Source organism: Planococcus halocryophilus (assembly GCF_001687585.2).
Lineage (GTDB): Bacteria > Bacillota > Bacilli > Bacillales_A > Planococcaceae > Planococcus > Planococcus halocryophilus.
Map to the genome: position 1 here is coordinate 126,907 of NZ_CP016537.2, position 16,666 is coordinate 143,572.

The 16,666-nt window shown below is 41.8% G+C and carries 15 protein-coding genes; all 15 read left to right on the top strand.

Annotation, left to right across the window (positions count from 1 at the left end):
• Positions 1 to 44 precede the first annotated feature (44 nt).
• The 15 genes from fusA to rplW all read left to right on the top strand — a co-directional run bounded on the left by fusA (position 45) and on the right by rplW (position 16,657).
• Entirely contained in the window at positions 45 to 2,123 is a 2,079-nt protein-coding gene (fusA, locus tag BBI08_RS00605; protein WP_065528392.1) for an elongation factor G, read from the top strand.
• Positions 2,124 to 2,237: 114 nt separating this feature from the next.
• Positions 2,238 to 3,425, top strand: coding sequence for an elongation factor Tu (tuf, locus tag BBI08_RS00610; protein WP_065528393.1), 1,188 nt, complete (start codon positions 2,238 to 2,240; stop codon positions 3,423 to 3,425).
• Between the two features lie 328 nt (positions 3,426 to 3,753).
• Positions 3,754 to 4,653, top strand: coding sequence for a branched-chain-amino-acid transaminase (ilvE, locus tag BBI08_RS00615; protein WP_008497424.1), 900 nt, complete (start codon positions 3,754 to 3,756; stop codon positions 4,651 to 4,653).
• Positions 4,654 to 4,996: 343 nt separating this feature from the next.
• Entirely contained in the window at positions 4,997 to 6,724 is a 1,728-nt protein-coding gene (gene ilvB, locus BBI08_RS00620; protein ID WP_008497425.1) for a biosynthetic-type acetolactate synthase large subunit, read from the top strand.
• Positions 6,721 to 7,233 (top strand): acetolactate synthase small subunit, encoded by a 513-nt coding sequence (ilvN, locus tag BBI08_RS00625; RefSeq protein ID WP_008497426.1) that lies wholly within the window; start codon positions 6,721 to 6,723, stop codon positions 7,231 to 7,233. The genes ilvB and ilvN overlap by 4 nt, the downstream gene beginning before the upstream one ends.
• 28 nt (positions 7,234 to 7,261) lie before the next feature.
• On the top strand, positions 7,262 to 8,296 hold the full coding sequence (ilvC, locus tag BBI08_RS00630) for a ketol-acid reductoisomerase (RefSeq protein WP_008497427.1): 1,035 nt from the start codon (positions 7,262 to 7,264) through the stop codon (positions 8,294 to 8,296).
• A complete protein-coding gene (locus BBI08_RS00635; protein WP_008497428.1) occupies positions 8,283 to 9,824 on the top strand; it encodes a 2-isopropylmalate synthase in 1,542 nt (513 codons plus the stop codon). The genes ilvC and BBI08_RS00635 overlap by 14 nt, the downstream gene beginning before the upstream one ends.
• 30 nt (positions 9,825 to 9,854) lie before the next feature.
• Positions 9,855 to 10,955: a 3-isopropylmalate dehydrogenase gene (gene leuB, locus BBI08_RS00640; RefSeq protein WP_008497429.1), complete on the top strand. Its 1,101-nt coding sequence runs from the start codon at positions 9,855 to 9,857 to the stop codon at positions 10,953 to 10,955.
• 18 nt (positions 10,956 to 10,973) lie between these two features.
• Positions 10,974 to 12,392 (top strand): 3-isopropylmalate dehydratase large subunit, encoded by a 1,419-nt coding sequence (gene leuC, locus BBI08_RS00645; protein WP_008497431.1) that lies wholly within the window; start codon positions 10,974 to 10,976, stop codon positions 12,390 to 12,392.
• 27 nt (positions 12,393 to 12,419) lie between these two features.
• A complete protein-coding gene (gene leuD, locus BBI08_RS00650) occupies positions 12,420 to 13,007 on the top strand; it encodes a 3-isopropylmalate dehydratase small subunit (RefSeq protein ID WP_008497432.1) in 588 nt (195 codons plus the stop codon).
• A gap of 145 nt (positions 13,008 to 13,152) precedes the next feature.
• The gene (locus BBI08_RS00655) at positions 13,153 to 14,478 is read left to right on the top strand and encodes a Na+/H+ antiporter family protein (RefSeq protein ID WP_008497433.1); all 1,326 of its coding nucleotides are present in this window, start codon (positions 13,153 to 13,155) and stop codon (positions 14,476 to 14,478) included.
• 255 nt (positions 14,479 to 14,733) lie between these two features.
• Positions 14,734 to 15,042 (top strand): 30S ribosomal protein S10, encoded by a 309-nt coding sequence (gene rpsJ, locus BBI08_RS00660; RefSeq protein WP_006828927.1) that lies wholly within the window; start codon positions 14,734 to 14,736, stop codon positions 15,040 to 15,042.
• Between the two features lie 48 nt (positions 15,043 to 15,090).
• Positions 15,091 to 15,720 carry a 50S ribosomal protein L3 gene (gene rplC, locus BBI08_RS00665; protein WP_008497434.1) on the top strand — a complete coding sequence of 210 codons (630 nt, stop codon included), beginning with the start codon at positions 15,091 to 15,093 and terminating at the stop codon, positions 15,718 to 15,720.
• A 29-nt stretch (positions 15,721 to 15,749) separates the two neighbouring features.
• Entirely contained in the window at positions 15,750 to 16,373 is a 624-nt protein-coding gene (gene rplD, locus BBI08_RS00670; RefSeq protein WP_008432506.1) for a 50S ribosomal protein L4, read from the top strand.
• Positions 16,373 to 16,657: a 50S ribosomal protein L23 gene (gene rplW, locus BBI08_RS00675; protein WP_006828930.1), complete on the top strand. Its 285-nt coding sequence runs from the start codon at positions 16,373 to 16,375 to the stop codon at positions 16,655 to 16,657. Before rplD ends, rplW begins: the two co-directional genes overlap by 1 nt.
• Positions 16,658 to 16,666 lie beyond the last annotated feature (9 nt).

Genomic DNA, 16,666 nt, shown 5'->3' on the forward strand with positions numbered 1-16,666 from the left:
GATGTTTTTAACATCTTAATCAGAAACGGAAGGAGAAAAACAACATGGCTAGAGAATTCTCCTTAGACAAAACACGTAATATCGGTATTATGGCACACATTGATGCCGGTAAAACGACTACTACGGAGCGTATTTTATACTACACTGGTAGAATCCACAAAATTGGAGAAACACATGAAGGTGCTTCTCAAATGGACTGGATGGAGCAAGAGCAAGAACGTGGAATCACAATCACTTCTGCTGCAACAACTGCTTCATGGAAAAACCACCGTGTTAACATCATCGATACTCCAGGACACGTAGACTTCACTGTTGAAGTTGAACGTTCATTGCGCGTACTTGATGGTGCAGTTACAGTTCTTGATGCTCAATCAGGTGTTGAGCCTCAAACTGAAACAGTTTGGCGTCAAGCTACAACATACGGAGTTCCACGTATCGTATTTATCAACAAAATGGATAAAATCGGTGCGGATTTCCTTTACTCTGTAGGTACATTACATGATCGCCTACAAGCAAATGCTCAACCGATCCAGTTGCCAATCGGCGCAGAAGATGAGTTCTCAGCTATCATCGATTTAGTTGAAATGAACGCACGTTTCTATGCAAACGATTTGGGAACTGAAATTACTGAAGGTGAAATACCTGAAGAATATAAAGAACTTGCTGAGGAATGGCACACTAAATTAGTGGAAGCTGTTGCTGAGCTTGACGAAGACTTAATGGAAAAATACCTTAGTGGCGAAGAAATTACTGTTGAAGAACTTAAAGCTGGTATCCGCCAAGGAACGCTAGACGTTGAGTTTTACCCAGTAGTTTGTGGATCTGCTTTCAAAAATAAAGGGGTTCAATTAATGCTTGATGCAGTAATTGATTACCTACCATCTCCATTGGATGTACCACCAATGACTGGTGTTCTTCCAGACTCAGATGAACAAGTAATACGTAAACCTAGCGAAGATGAACCGTTTTCTGCGTTGGCGTTTAAAGTAATGACGGATCCATACGTTGGGAAATTGACTTTCTTCCGTGTATATTCAGGTTCTCTTAAATCTGGTTCATATGTTCAGAACTCTTCTAAAGGCAAACGTGAGCGCGTTGGACGTATCCTTCAAATGCACGCAAACTCTCGTGAAGAAATCGCTGAAGTATATTGCGGAGATATCGCTGCTGCTATCGGACTTAAAGATACATCAACAGGTGATACTTTAAGTGACGAGAAACATCAGGTGATTCTTGAGCGTATGGTATTCCCAGAACCAGTTATCTCTCTTTCTGTGGAACCTAAGTCTAAAGCAGACCAAGATAAAATGGGTCAAGCCCTTGCTAAATTGCAAGAAGAAGATCCAACTTTCCGTGCGCACACTGACCAGGAAACTGGCCAAACAATCATCGCGGGTATGGGTGAACTTCACCTTGATATCCTAGTTGACCGTATGCGTCGTGAATTCAACGTAGAAGCTAATGTGGGTGCACCTCAGGTATCTTACCGTGAGACATTCCGTGAGTCTGCTAAAGTTGAAGGTAAATTCGTACGTCAGTCTGGTGGACGTGGACAATTCGGACACGTTTGGATTGAATTCTCTCCAAACGAAGAAGGAGCAGGTTTTGAATTTGAAAATGGTATCGTCGGTGGTGTTGTTCCTCGTGAATACATCCCAGCAGTTGAAGCGGGTCTTCGTGACTCACTAGACAATGGTGTTATTGCCGGATATCCTTTGATTGATATCAAAGCTCGTTTGTTCGACGGATCTTACCATGATGTTGACTCGAATGAGATGGCATTTAAAGTTGCTGCTTCTATGGCACTTAAAAATGCGATTTCTAAAGTTCGACCGGTTCTTCTTGAACCAATTATGCGTGTTGAGGTTGTTATCCCTGAGGAATACCTTGGAGATATCATGGGTGACATTACGTCACGCCGAGGCCGCGTAGAAGGTATGGACGCTCGCGGAAACGCGCAAGTTGTTCGTTCTATGGTACCTCTTGCACAAATGTTCGGTTATGCAACTTCATTGCGTTCAAATACGCAAGGTCGTGGTGTGTTCTCAATGCACTTTGATCACTATGAAGAAGTACCGAAATCAATTTCTGAAGAAATCATCAAAAAAAATAAAGGTCAATAATTGAATTTTGATCTTTAATCAAGTATAAATAGTTTGTATGCTCGGAATAATAGGGCCCTATTATTCCAGCACTTCAAATGAACAATCACTTACATTTCGAGGAGGATTTTTCTAATGGGAAAAGCTAAATTTGATCGCTCTAAAACACACGCGAATATTGGTACAATTGGTCACGTCGATCACGGTAAAACTACTTTAACTGCTGCAATCGCTACAGTTCTTGCAAAAAAATCAGGTGGGGAAGCTCGTTCGTACGCACAAATCGACAACGCTCCTGAAGAAAAAGAACGCGGAATCACTATCAACACTTCACACGTTGAATATGAAACTGCAACTCGTCACTACGCACACGTAGATTGCCCTGGACACGCCGATTATGTTAAAAACATGATCACTGGTGCTGCTCAAATGGACGGCGGGATCTTAGTAGTATCTGCTGCTGATGGCCCAATGCCACAAACTCGTGAGCACATCCTTCTTTCACGTCAAGTTGGTGTTCCTTACCTAGTAGTATTCATGAACAAATGTGATATGGTAGATGACGAAGAACTTCTTGAACTAGTTGAAATGGAAGTTCGCGATCTTCTTTCTGAATATGACTTCCCTGGCGATGACATTCCTGTCATCAAAGGTTCAGCTCTTAAAGCTCTTGAAGGAGAAGCTGAATGGGAAGAAAAAATCGTTGAATTAATGAACGCTGTTGATGAGTATATCCCTACTCCACCACGTGACACTGACAAGCCATTTATGATGCCTGTTGAGGATGTATTCTCTATTACTGGCCGTGGAACAGTTGCTACTGGACGTGTTGAACGTGGACAAATCAAAATCGGTGATAACGTTGATATCATTGGTCTTACTGAAGAACCAAAATCTACAACTGTAACTGGTGTAGAAATGTTCCGTAAATTACTTGACTATGCTGAAGCTGGCGATAACATTGGCGCACTTCTACGCGGAGTTTCTCGTGATGACGTACAACGTGGACAAGTATTGGCTAAACCAGGCACAATTACTCCACACACTGAATTCAAAGCTGAAGTATATGTTCTTTCAAAAGAAGAGGGTGGACGTCACACTCCATTCTTCACAAACTACCGTCCACAGTTCTACTTCCGTACAACTGATGTAACTGGTGTTTGTAACCTTCCTGAAGGTGTAGAAATGGTTATGCCTGGAGATAACATCGAAATGATCGTTTCTCTAATCTCTCCTATCGCACTTGAAGAAGGAACTAAGTTCTCTATCCGTGAGGGTGGACGTACTGTAGGCGCTGGCGTTGTTGCTACAATTACGAAGTAAGAATTGCTAAGTGTTAATTTAAGACCCTATCTCATTATTTAATGAGATAGGGTCTTTTTTTGCGTTATTTTAAGTGATATAGAGAGAAAAATGATAAAAGTACAACTCGTTCATAAAATATTCAAACTTTTTAAAAATTCCATTAAACATAGTGATAGCAACAATGAAAACGGATACATGATTCTCGAATGTTCTAAATTAATAAAAAACTTAACGAAAGTAGATTGACACGGTTCCGAATAGGCGATATGATAGCAACAATTTACAAAACACATACAGAATTCGATATATTGCATATTATAAAACTTTCGAGAAAGAAGTGGACATCATGAATGAACAAGTAATTTATATGAATGGTGAATTCGTGAAAAAAGAAGACGCTAAGATTTCCGTTTATGATCACGGTTTTTTATACGGGGATGGAGTGTTTGAAGGAATACGTTCTTATAACGGTAATGTCTTTCGACTGGAAGAACACCTTGAGAGACTTTACGATTCCGCAAAATCTGTGATGCTTGAGATTCCGCATACTTTTGATGAAATGATTGAAATTGTTGTCCGCACACTTAGAGAAAATAAGTTTAAAGATGCTTATATCCGACTTATTGTTTCAAGAGGAGTAGGAAACCTTGGATTAGATCCTTACAGCTGTTCACACCCAAGTGTGATTGTAATAGCCGAACCTTTATCGCTGTTTCCGAAATCTATGTATGAAACAGGATTAGAGATTGTTTCTGTAGCTACACGAAGAAGCAGGTCGGACGTATTAAGCCCGAAAGTTAAATCATTAAATTATATGAACAATATTTTAGTGAAGCTTGAAGCTAATTTAGCGGGTGTTTCTGAAGCTCTTATGCTAAATGATCAAGGCTACGTAGCTGAAGGTTCAGCAGATAACATCTTCATTGTTCGGAAAAATAAAATAGTAACACCTCCAGGCTATGTAGGAGCGCTTGAAGGAATTACACGTAATGCCATCATAGACATAGCGGGGCAAAAAGGTTACGACATTCAAGAAGGTGTTTTCACCAGACATGATGTGTATGTAGCTGATGAAGTCTTCTTAACAGGGACTGCTGCTGAAGTCATTTCGGTAGTGAAAGTAGATGGCCGAGTGATTGGTGAAGGAAAGCCGGGGCCAGTTACAAACGATTTGCTTGTATCATTCAGAGAGCTTGTTCAAAACGATGGTGTAAAAGTTTACTCAGATCAGTTAAATGTAGTTTAAAAAAACTGAATATTAGTTCAACTCAATGACGAGGTTAAAGTAAATGGAAGCTGTATTCACAGAGAGCCGGTATAGGTGGAAGCCGGTAATACAACCATTTGCGACATCCCCTCTGAGTGGATTGCTGAAAGGCTTAGGCTGTTTAGGTAGTCCCGGTGACTTGCAAGTTAAAAGTTATCGTTATCAGCGGATAAGCATTGCTTATCTATGAGGCTGCGGTTGCGCAGTAAAGTAGGGTGGTACCATGAAACTTTTTCATCCCTATGCAAAGAACAAGTTTCTTTGTGTAGGGATGGAAAAGTTTTTTTGTTTCAAAAGAGTTTTAGAAAAGGAGGCGGAAAGATTGGGAGTAGACGTAAAGGTTAGAGAAGAAGTTAAACAAGAGTTAACAGGCAGTGGGGCTGATGTACTAATTCAATCTTTGAAAAATCAAGGAGTAGAAATCATTTTCGGATATCCCGGTGGCGCGGTGCTACCAATTTATGATGCCTTGCACCAAAATCCGATACGTCACATATTGGCGAGACATGAACAAGGTGCTATCCATGCAGCTGAGGGATATGCAAGAGTATCCGGTAAAACAGGTGTTGTACTTGCTACATCGGGACCGGGAGCAACGAATTTGGTTACAGGTATAGCGGATGCCATGCTGGATTCCTTACCATTAGTTATTTTTACAGGACAAGTTGCAACTTCAGTAATTGGAACAGATGCATTTCAAGAAGCAGACATCATCGGAATCACTCAGCCGATTACAAAGCATAACTACCAAGTGAAAAAAGTTTCGGATCTACCAAGAATCGTGAAGGAAGCATTTTACATCGCTTCTACCGGACGTCCGGGGCCGGTTCTAGTAGACATCCCTAAAAATATTGCGACAGAACTATTTTTATCTACTAAAGAGGAAGAAGAAGTAAACTTACCGGGTTATCAACCAACAACCAACCCGAACTTTCTGCAAATCCAGAAAGCTGCACAGCTATTATCACAATCGAAAAAGCCGTTAATTTTAGCAGGTGCAGGTGTGCTAGCGGCCAAAGCAACCGAAGAGCTAAAAACCTTTTCTGAGCGTCATCAAATTCCAATTACCAATACACTACTCGGATTGGGCAGTATCGCTGGCGAACACGAACTATTCCTAGGAATGGCCGGCATGCATGGAACTTATACAGCAAACACAGCAATTTGTGATTGTGATGTGCTGCTAAATATCGGTGCTCGGTTTGATGACCGATTAACTGGAAATTTAGCTCACTTTGCACCGAATGCTCAAGTAATTCATATCGATATCGATCCAGCAGAAATTGGCAAAAATGTACCAACAGCAATTCCGATTGTTGCAGATGCGAAAGAAGCATTGATTCAATTGTTAAATCAACCATTTGAAAGCCCTAATATAACAGAGTGGATAGCAAAATTATCCGGCGATAAAGTGGAATACCCACTTCAGTATCATGTGAAGGGCCGAGAAGGCATTCTTCCTCAACAAGCGGTTGAATTGATCCATCGTTTGACCAAGGGCGATGCTGTTGTAACGACGGATGTCGGGCAGCACCAAATGTGGGCGGCGCAATATTACCGATTTAACAATCCACATAACTGGGTAACTTCAGGGGGCTTAGGCACAATGGGCTTTGGTTTTCCAGCAGCAATTGGTGCCCAACTGGCAAAACCAGATGAAAAGGTTATTTCCATTGTAGGAGATGCTGGTTTCCAAATGACGTTGCAAGAATTGTCGCTGCTTCAAGAGCTACGCCTTCCGGTAAAAATTGTTATCTTAAACAATCAAAGTCTAGGAATGGTAAGACAATGGCAAGAGACATTTTATGAGTCGCGTTATTCTCAGTCATTAATGCCTGTTCAACCTGATTTTGTTAAATTGGCAGAAGCTTATAACGTTAAAGGTTATAAAGTAGAAACGATGGAAGAAGCAGAAGCTGTTTTTGCAGAAGCATTTAATTCAAACGAGCCGGTTTTGATCGATTGTCGTGTGGTGCAATTGGAATGTGTGTATCCAATGGTTGCGCCTGGTAAAGGCTTGAATGAAATGATCGGAGTGAAAGGCGAATGAAACGAGTCATTACAACAACGGTGATCAATCAAAGCGGGGTGTTGAACCGAGTTACAGGATTACTGATGAAGCGACAGTTCAACATCGAAAGTATCTCGGTAGGTCACACAGAGCAACCAGGAATGTCTAAAATGACTTTTGTCGTTAATGTAGAAGATAAAGGCAAATTGGAACAATTATTAAAACAATTACAAAAGCAAATTGATGTAATTAAAGTAAACGATATTACGGATAAAGCAATGGTGATGAGAGAGTTAGCGCTGGTTAAAGTGGTTGTCCCACCAGCAGTGCGAAGTGAAGTTCTCAGTATCGTTGAACCTTTCCGAGCAACAGTTGTTGATATGAGCAAAAATGTAACAACATTTCAAGTTACTGGCGATCCAGAGAAAATCGAAGCATTTATTGATTTGATGAGACCTTATGGCGTGAAAGAGTTGACTCGTACCGGTGTATCCGCTTTTGTCAGAGAAACACAAAAAACTCAAGTACCACAATTAAACATCTTATAAAAACCCAAACTCGAGGAGGAAATTAAAAATGGCAAAAATGTATTATAACCAAGACGTAAACGAACAGGTACTTAAAGGAAAGACAATCGCGGTAATCGGATATGGTTCACAAGGTCACGCACATGCTCAAAACTTAAAAGAATCTGGCTTTGATGTAGTAGTTGGCGTACGTCCAGGTAAATCATTCGAACAAGCTGAAAATGACGGTATGAAAGTAGTAACAGTAAAAGAAGCGGCAGAAGTGGCAGACGTAATCATGATTTTAGTACCGGATGAAAAACAAACACAAATCTATAATGCAGATATCAAACCTTCATTAAAAGCAGGCAAGTCACTTGTATTTGCTCATGGTTTTAATGTTCACTTTAATCAAATTGTTGCACCTACAGATGTAGATGTATTCTTAGTAGCTCCAAAAGGACCGGGACACCTTGTGCGTCGCACGTACGAAGCTGGTGCTGGCGTACCTGGGTTAATTGCTATCCACCAAGATGTGTCAGGTCAAGCTAAAGAAGTAGCACTTGCATATGCAAAAGGAATTGGCGCGACACGTGCTGGCGTTTTGGAAACAACATTTAAAGAAGAAACAGAAACGGATCTATTTGGAGAACAAGCTGTTCTTTGTGGTGGTGTGACGTCTCTAGTAAAAGCTGGATTTGAAACTCTTGTCGAAGCTGGATACCAGCCTGAACTTGCATACTTCGAATGCATGCACGAATTAAAATTAATCGTTGACCTTATGTATGAAGGTGGCTTGTCAGGAATGCGTTACTCGATTTCAGACACAGCTCAATGGGGAGATTTTGTATCAGGACCACGCATTGTAGATGCAGATACGAAAGCGCGTATGAAAGACGTCCTTACGGATATCCAAACAGGGAAATTCGCAAAAGGTTGGTTGCTTGAAAACCAATTAAACCGTCCAGAATTTACAGCAATTGAAAAAGCGGAAGAATCACATCAAATCGAACAAGTTGGACGCGAATTGCGTGCAATGATGCCATTCGTTAATGAGGGCAAAAAGGCAAAACAAAAAGAGGTGGCTGCTAATGTCACAAATTGATATTTTCGATACGACATTGCGAGACGGAGAACAGTCGGCCGGGATCAACTTGAATACAGCAGAGAAAATCGAAATCGCCCGCCAGCTTGAACGTTTGGGAGTGACGATTATCGAATCAGGATTTCCTGCTTCATCCCCAGGAGATTTTGATGCTGTGCAACGAATTGCAGGCACAGTAAAGAATTCAATTGTAACGGGCCTTGCTCGTTCGATCCAAAGTGACATTGACAGAACGTGGGAAGCATTAAAAGGAGCGGAACAACCGCATATTCATATCTTTTTGGCGACATCCCCTATTCATATGGAAACAAAATTATTCAAAACGCCAGAGCAAGTAGTTGAACTTGCTGTGGAATCGGTAAAATATGCACGTAAGTTTTTCCCGTTAGTTCAATGGTCAGCAGAAGATGCTTCTCGTTCGGACCCGGAATTCCTGGCGCATATTATTCGTAAAGTAATTGAAGCGGGAGCGACGACAATTAACCTTCCAGACACAGTTGGTTATGCAACCCCTCATGAGTACGGAGCGATGTTCAAATACATGACCGACAATGTGGCAGGGATTGAAAAAGTAAAACTATCTGCACATTGCCATAACGATTTGGGAATGGCGACAGCTAATACATTAGCTGCCATCGAGAATGGTGCGACGCAAATTGAAGGAACCATAAATGGTATCGGAGAACGCGCTGGTAACGTGGCACTCGAAGAAATTGCAGTTGCTTTGCATATTAGAAAACAAATTTTCAATATCGAGACGGGTATTAAATTGAACGAAATTAAGCGCACTAGCCAATTGGTGAGTCAATTGACAGGTAGTTTGATTCAACCGAACAAAGCTGTAGTGGGCAAAAATGCTTTTGCTCATGAATCGGGCATTCACCAAGATGGCATGTTGAAAAATCCGTTAACATACGAAATCATTACACCAGAATTGATCGGCGACGCAGCAACTGAATTGGTACTAGGTAAACATTCAGGGCGTCATGCTTTTAAAGATCGTGCTGTGAAAATGGGCTTTGATTTAACAGAAGAGAAGTTGAATAAAGCGTTTGTTGAATTTAAGAAACTAGCCGATAGCAAAAAAGAAATCGTAGAAGCTGATTTGTATGTATTGCTAACAGATCAACAAATTCACGATAACGAAACACCGGTTTATAAACTGGAAAGTGTTCAAGTGCAATACGGTACAGCGAACATTCCGACGGCTACAGCATCTGCTTATCATCCAAATGGAGAGTTAATCAATGAAGCGGCGACAGGAGCGGGGTCGGTTGAAGCGATTTTCAACACGCTAGAGCGAATTGTAGAAGGCGAAGTGCATATATTAGATTACCGTGTGACGTCTATTGGCAAAGGACGCGACGCGCTAGGCGAAGCGGTTATCAATATGAGCTATAACGGCGAAACCGTTACGGGTCGAGACGTTGCACAAGATGTATTAGAAGCAACGGCAAAAGCATACTTAAATGCAGTCAACCGTCAAATTGTTCAAGTAGGTAAGAAGGTCAGAATTCCAGCCATTTAAAAGAACAGATCGAAAGAGGAGGAATTTAAAATGAAAAAAACAATAGCGGTATTGCCAGGAGACGGAATCGGACCGGAAGTAACAGATGCAGCGGTAAAAGTGCTGCAATCCATTGCAATGCGTTATGGACATACTTTTCATTTAAAGCACGCGGTAATCGGAGGGGAAGCGGTTGATCAATTTGGGAATCCGCTTCCCGAGCAAACGATTGAAGTTTGTGAAGCGAGTGACGCGATTCTCCTTGGTGCGGTCGGGGGAACAAAATGGGATAACAACCCAGCTCACTTGCGTCCTGAAAAAGGGCTTTTGAACATCCGGAAGCATTTCGATTTGTTTGCAAATATTCGTCCAGTGAAAGCAATCCCGGCATTGCTAGCATCTTCGCCGCTAAAAGAAGAAGTAGCAAAAGATGTAGATATGGTCATCGTGCGCGAATTGACAAGTGGTTTGTATTTCGGTGAACCTAAACGGCGCTCTGAAAAATCAGCTGTCGATACGTTGGTTTACACAAGGGAAGAAATTGAACGCATTGTGAATCAGGCGTTTGAAATCGCTCGTACTCGAAGAGGCAAAGTAACGTCGGTTGATAAAGCCAATGTATTGGAAACGAGTAAGCTGTGGCGTGAAGTGGTAGAAGAACGTAAAGCTGCATATCCAGATATCGAAGTGGAGCATATGCTAGTTGATTCAGCTGCGATGAAGTTGATCACAAATCCACGCACTTTCGATGTTGTCGTAACAGAGAATATGTTTGGCGATATCTTGAGTGATGAAGCTTCTGTTATTACCGGTTCGCTTGGCATGTTGCCATCTGCTAGCGTACGTTCAGACGGTTTTGGTCTTTACGAACCCGTACATGGTTCGGCTCCTGACATCGCTGGACAAAACAAAGCGAATCCATCGGCTGCTATTTTGTCAGCCGCGATGATGTTGAAGCATTCGTTTGGTCTGCATACAGAAGCTGCAGCGATTGAACAAGCTGTAATGGGTGTTCTAGAAGATGGTTATTGCACAGGAGACTTGGCTGGTAGCGGGAAACGTGTAGTTTCAACAGAGCAATATGTAACAAAAGTTATAGAAGAACTAGAAAGAGAATTTGTATCGGAACACATTATGTATTCTTATGTGTAAGTAAAAGGAGCGGTTCGCATGGCAAAAACAATCATAGAGAAAATTTGGGAACAACATGTCGTCTTCGAAGAGCAAGGGAAGCCGGACCTATTATATATTGACCTTCACTTATTGCATGAGGTGACATCTCCACAGGCGTTTGAAGGGTTGCGGTTAAACGGACGCAAAGTTCGCCGACCAGATCTTTGTTTTGCGACAATGGATCATAACGTGCCTACCCGAAATCGGGATACCATCACTGATCCGATTTCGCGTAAGCAAATCAAAACTTTGCAAGACAATTGCGATGAGTTTGGGGTTCCACTTGCGGGCATTAACCACCCGGATCAAGGAATTGTCCACGTCATTGGGCCAGAACTTGGATTGACGCAACCAGGTAAGACGATTGTTTGTGGTGACAGCCATACTTCGACGCATGGTGCGTTTGGTGCTTTGGCGTTCGGTATTGGTACAAGTGAAGTCGAGCACGTTCTATCAACGCAAACGCTATGGCAATCAACACCTAAAACGATGGAAGTTCGCATTGAAGGCAAGTTGGGCTTTGGTGTTACCGCTAAAGATGTCATCCTTGCGATTATTTCGAAATTCGGTATCGATATGGGAACAGGATTTATTATGGAGTATACGGGCGAAGCAGTTCGTAACTTAACGATGGAAGAGCGTATGACCATTTGTAATATGTCTATTGAAGCTGGTGCGCGTGCAGGTTTGATTAGCCCAGATAAAACGACAATCGAATATTTGAGAGGACGTAGAAACGTCCCTGAAGGAGACGCGTTTGAACAAGAAGCTAACCGTTGGCTAGCTCTTGCAACAGATGAAGGCGCAAAGTATGATGCGACTGTTTCAATTCATGCAGATGAAATTTCGCCATTCGTCACATGGGGTACGAACCCATCAATGGGCTCAGGTATTGCTGAACGTGTTCCGTCTGCGGCTGATTACGAGAAGCAGTCAGATAAAGACGCATTAAAACAAGCTTTAGCTTATATGCATCTAGAAGAAGGAATGCCGCTTTCTTCGATTGCGATCCAACATGTTTTTATCGGTTCTTGCACAAATGCGCGTCTTAGTGATTTGCGTGCAGCAAGTGAAATCATTAAAGGAAAGAAAGTGCATTCGTCTGTAACGGCAATTGTGGTACCTGGATCTGAAACGGTAAAACGTGCTGCTGAACAAGAAGGGTTGGATCAAGTATTCCTTGAAGCTGGCTTTGAGTGGCGCGAGACAGGTTGCAGTATGTGCTTAGCGATGAACGAAGACTCGGTTCCGGCTGGTGAACGTTGTGCGTCTACTTCTAACCGGAATTTCGAAGGTCGACAAGGAGCGGGCTCGATGACGCACCTAGTAAGCCCTGTAATGGCAGCTGCCGCTGCGATTGAAGGTCATTTAACAGATGTCCGTAACTACATGGAAGAACCTGTAGCATCTGTATGACAAACGAAAGTGAGGAGACCCTTCGATATGAAACCGATTAATAAAATTTCAAGCGTTCTGACGCCATTAGAACGAAAAAACGTAGATACGGACCAAATCATTTCAAAAGAATTTCTAAAGCGCATTGAACGAACGGGATTCGGCAAGTATTTATTTTATCATTGGCGCTTTCATGCAGATGGTACACCAATAGAAGACTTTGTTTTGAATAACCCTCGATTCGAAAACTCCGAAATTCTAGTCGCACAAGAAAATTTCGGTTGCGGTTCTTCTCGTGAACATGCTCCGTGGGCAATTTTAGATTATGGATTCCGTGTAGTGATTGCACCTAGTTATGCAGACATCTTCTATAATAACTGTGTTAAAAATGGAATTTTGCCAATCCGCTTGAAAGACCAAGAAGTAGATGAGTTGATTAGCAAAGGTCAACAACAAGACTTTAAGTTAGAGGTCAACTTGGAAGACCAGTCTGTTACCGGACAAGATGGTACGCGTTATGAATTTGAAATTGATCCTTATTGGAAAGAAATGCTGCTAAAGGGCTGGGATGAAATTGCGTTAACCTTCCAGTATGATTCATACATTGCGGCTTATGAAGAAAAACAACGCGCTTAATATTTTAGAAAGACCTTTTACTTAACCGTAAAAGGTCTTTTTTCATTTTAAGTAAATCAATCATCAGCTGTTGACAACTATTTTTTATTTTGTTAATTTAAAAAAGGTACTTTAACGCTTTAGCAAACTAAAGGAGAGTTTATTTATGAATGCAGTTATTATTGCTGTCTTAGTCATGCTCGTATTGAGCTTATTGCGGGTGAATGTCGTATTTGCTTTATTAATCGGCGCGCTTGCAGGTGGACTAAGTGGCGGATTATCTTTTTCCGATACAATCACATCATTTACAGATGGTTTAGGAGCAGGGGCGACCATTGCATTGAGTTATGCCATGCTTGGTGGATTTGCCGTAGCCATATCGCGTACAGGGATTCCAGAGTTACTTGTCTCAGGAGTTCTTAAGTTGGTAAATAAAGATGGCAAAGCAACGCGACAAAATTTAGCGAAGGCTCTTATTGTTTTGGCTTTGTTGGCAATGGCTATCTTCTCGCAAAACTTAATTCCGATTCACATTGCGTTTATTCCATTATTGGTTCCACCGATTTTGCATATTTTAAACGAACTACGAATTGATCGCCGCTTGATCGCTGCTGTCTTGACGTTTGGTTTGACTGCGCCATATATTTTGTTACCATATGGCTTTGGATTGATTTTCCACGAAATTGTTTTTACACAAATGGAACTAGCGGGATTGACGATTGACATGGCGGATATTCCAAAAGCTATGGCGATTCCGGTATTGGGCTTATTAGTAGGTCTAATCATTGCTGTGTTCTTTTCTTACCGGAAGCCACGTGATTACAAAACAGTTCGTTCTTCTTCTATAGAAGGAACGTTGAAAAAGACAGCTTCTTCAAAAGACGTAATCGTGACGATTGCTGCGTTAGTTGCGGCACTGTTTGCCCAAGTGCAAACAGATTCGATGATCATCGGTGCGCTTGCTGGTATTTTAGTGCTTTACATGTTCGGCGCAATGAAATGGCGTGAAGCTGACGAGGTCCTAACAGAAGGAATGCGCATGATGGCGTTCATCGGCTTTGTTATGATCACGGCGAACGGGTTTGCTTCGGTCATACAAGCGACAGGAGCGATTGCACCACTAGTCGACAGCGTATCGGATTTATTTGCAGGCAATAAAGGCATTGCTGCGCTAGCGATGTTAATTGTCGGTTTGTTTGTAACGATGGGCATCGGTTCATCATTTGCAACGATTCCGATCATTGCGGCGATCTTTGTTCCGTTAAGTCTTGAGTTCGGCTTCTCGACGATGGCAATCATTGCTTTAATAGGAACTGCGGGTGCATTAGGTGATGCTGGTTCGCCAGCTTCTGACTCAACACTCGGACCAACAGCTGGACTGAACGTAGATGGACAGCACAATCACATCTGGGATACATGTGTTCCGACCTTCCTTCACTACAATATTCCGTTGGTAATTTTCGGTTGGGTTGCTGTTATGTTCTTGGGATAAGCGTGAAGTGTTCCGACTATTATCATCTGGCTTGAAGTTCTAAAATATCCTGTTATACTAATAAAAGCGAATTAAAAAGAATTTCGTGGAACCACTTGCGGAATTCTTTTTTATTGTGTATAATATCTAATGTTGGTCTTTTGACTGCGATGAAGCGAGAGGTTACCGATACACCCGGCCGCTTTGCCATGGCGAGTGATTGGAAAATTTTCGTGGAGAATGTCTATCAAAAATAGGCGAAAAGGAGGGAAAATAATGGCAAAACAAAAAATTCGTATCCGTTTAAAAGCATATGATCATAGAATTCTTGATCAGTCTGCTGAGAAAATTGTTGAAACTGCTAAACGTTCAGGTGCAAGCGTATCGGGTCCGATACCGCTACCAACTGAAAGATCGGTTTACACAATCTTGCGTGCTGTTCATAAATACAAAGATGCTCGTGAGCAATTTGAAATGCGCACACACAAACGTCTAATCGATATCGTTAACCCAACACCACAAACTGTTGATGCGTTAATGAAACTTGATTTACCGTCAGGCGTTGACATTGAAATTAAACTTTAATCGGCAACGAAATAGAAAAACACAAATAACCACAGGAGGTGTGACAACATGACCAAAGGAATCTTAGGTAGAAAAATCGGTATGACGCAAGTTTTTGCTGAGAACGGTGATTTAATCCCTGTAACTGTTATTGAAGCTTCTCCAAACGTAGTTCTTCAAAAGAAAACAGTTGAGGTTGACGGCTACGAAGCTATCCAATTAGGTTTTGAAGACAAGCGCGATAAGCTTTCTAACAAACCTTCTAAAGGACACGTAGCAAAAGCTAACACTGCTCCTAAGCGCTTCATTCGCGAACTTCGCAATGTAAACTTAGCTGATTACGAGATTGGTCAAGAAGTCAAAGTAGATGTATTCGCAGAAGGCGATGTAGTAGATGTCACAGGAACAACAAAAGGTAAAGGTTTCCAAGGTGTTATTAAACGCCACGGACAATCTCGCGGACCAATGACACACGGTTCACGTTACCACCGTCGTCCTGGTTCAATGGGTGCGGTTGCTCCTAACCGCGTATTCAAACAGAAGAAATTACCTGGTCAAATGGGTGGAACAACAATTACGATTCAAAACCTTTCAATCGTGAAAGTAGATCTTGAACGTAACTTGCTACTTGTTAAAGGTAATGTTCCTGGTTCTCGCAAAGCGTTGATCCGTGTTAAATCGGCAACTAAAGCGAAATAATATATTTTTAGAGAAAGGAGGAAACAAGAATGACTAAAGTAGCTTTATTAAATCAAACAGGTTCACAAGTTGGCGAAATCGAATTGAACGACCATGTATTCGGTATCCAACCAAACGAATCAGTGTTATTCGACGCAGTAGTGTCTCAACGCGCTTCACTTCGTCAAGGTAACCATAAAGTAAAAAATCGTTCTGAAGTTGCTGGTGGTGGTAAAAAGCCATGGCGTCAAAAAGGAACTGGACGTGCTCGTCAAGGGTCGATCCGTTCACCACAATGGCGCGGAGGCGGTATCGTATTCGGACCAACTCCACGTAGCTACAGCTACAAACTTCCTAAGAAAGTACGTCGTTTAGCTCTACGCTCTGCACTTTCATCTGCAGTAGTTGGCGAAAACTTGATGGTACTTGAAGGATTAACATTTGATGCGCCAAAAACAAAATCTTTCAACCAGTTGATCGCAGATCTTTCAATTGGCAAAAAAGCTTTGTTCGTAACTGCTGACCTTGATGAGAACGTTGCAAAATCTGCACGTAACCTTAAAGGTATGACAGTAGTAGCAGCAGATGGTATTAACGTATTAGACTTGCTTGGACATGACAAAATTGTTATGACTAAAGCAGCTGTCGAGAAAATTGAGGAGGTGCTTAGTTAATGGAAGCACGTGATGTAATTAAACGTCCGGTCATTACTGAGCAATCGTCTGAAGTAATGGCAGAGAAAAAGTACACTTTTGAAGTGGACACTCGCGCAAATAAAACACAAGTTAAACAAGCCGTACAAGAAATCTTTGGCGTGAAGGTTGAGAAAGTCAACATCATGAACTACAAAGGCAAATTCAAACGTATGGGCAAACACGCAGGATACACTAACAAACGCCGTAAAGCGATTGTGAAATTGACTGCTGAATCTAAAGACATCGAGTTATTCGAAATTTAATTTTCTATA